The 1,234-nt window shown below is 65.8% G+C and carries 1 protein-coding gene; it reads right to left on the reverse strand.

Translation table 11 applies throughout. The features are described from left to right. On the reverse strand, window positions 1-1,234 hold a 1,234-nt coding region (locus GA0115254_RS01595; RefSeq protein WP_141720744.1), incomplete at both ends, for an amino acid adenylation domain-containing protein.

Genomic DNA, 1,234 nt, shown 5'->3' on the forward strand with positions numbered 1-1,234 from the left:
AACCCAGGACGACCACCGCCGACGGCACCATGTACTCCGGCAACCGCTCAGCGACAAAATCCTTCACGTCCTGAGCGATATCGGTGCTCCCGCCGTCCGGGACGACATACGCGACCAGGCGCTTGTCCCCCGGAACATCCTCACGGACCACCACCACTGCCTGCACCACCTGCGGATGAGCGGCAACAACAGCCTGGACCTCACCCAACTCGATCCGGAAACCACGGACCTTCACCTGCTCGTCCGCACGCCCCACATACTCCACCTCACCGTCCGCGTTCCACCGCACCACATCCCCGGTCCGGTACAACCGCTCACCCGAACCGAACGGCGACGCCACGAACCGCTCCGCCGACAACCCCGCCCGCCCCAGATACCCCCGGGCCAGACCCGAACCCGCCAGATACAACTCACCCGCAACACCCACCGGCACCGGCACCAGCCGACCATCCAGCACAAACACCCGCCCGTTCGACACCGGACGCCCGATCGGCACCACCCCCTCCACATCCACATCCGTGAACCACGCCGTCGAATACACCGTCGCCTCAGTCGGACCGTAGATGTTCGCCACCCGCGCACCCGGCAACGCCCCACGCACCGCCGCCACCGCATCCGCCGTCAACGCCTCACCCGCCAACACCACCACCCGCGGCCGCGCATCAACCCCACCAGCCACCACCTGAGCGAACGCCGACGGCACACCACTCACCAGACTCACACCCCACGGACCACGATCCCGATCCGCCAACACCAACAGATCCCGCACCACCTCCACCGCACCACCCGAAACCAACGGACCGAACAACTCGAACACCGACACATCGAAGTTGAACGACGTCGACACCAACACCCGGTCCAACGCACCCCCACCGAACTCACCCACCGCCCACGACAACAACCCCACCACCGAACGATGCTCAACCACCACACCCTTCGGACGCCCCGTCGAACCCGACGTGTAAATCACATACACCGGATGCGACGGCAACAACACACCCCCACGCTCGGCATCCGACAACACACCCCCGCCCACCACCGCCAACTCAGCCACAACAGACGACTCGTCAAGCACCACAAGCGGAACCGCAACAGACTCCGGAAGGACACGCGCCGCCTCCACCGACGTCACCACCACAACCGGCACCGCATCCGCAAGCATGAACGCAACCCGCTCCGCCGGATACCCCGGATCCACCGGCAGATACGCACCACCCGCCTTCACCACCGCCAA

The organism is Streptomyces sp. Ncost-T10-10d, assembly GCF_900091955.1.
Classification (GTDB): Bacteria; Actinomycetota; Actinomycetes; order Streptomycetales; family Streptomycetaceae; genus Streptomyces.